Consider the following 257-nt stretch of genomic DNA (forward strand, 5'->3'; position numbering starts at 1 on the left):
GCCCTGCACATTGGTTCGTCTTGTTCAGTTTTCAAAGGTCTTTGTCACTCACTTCTCTCAAGTGACAACTATATTAGTATATCACAGTCGCTTTCGCTTGTCAACACTTTTTTGAAACTTTTTTAACTTTTTTCATCAAGTGCCTCAACCACAACATACCATAGTCCGTACGGGATTCGAACCCGTGTTACCGCCGTGAAAAGGCGGTGTCTTAACCCCTTGACCAACGGACCTGAGTTGTTATTTTCAACTCTTAC

At 42.4% G+C, this 257-nt stretch carries 1 tRNA gene; it reads right to left on the reverse strand.

What is annotated here, in order from left to right:
• Positions 1 to 161: 161 nt before the first annotated feature.
• Positions 162 to 233 (reverse strand) — tRNA-Glu (locus ACERDH_RS07485).
• Positions 234 to 257: the final 24 nt, after the last annotated feature.

The sequence above is a fragment of the Streptococcus bovismuti genome, from assembly GCF_042436615.2.
In the GTDB taxonomy this organism is placed as follows: domain Bacteria; phylum Bacillota; class Bacilli; order Lactobacillales; family Streptococcaceae; genus Streptococcus.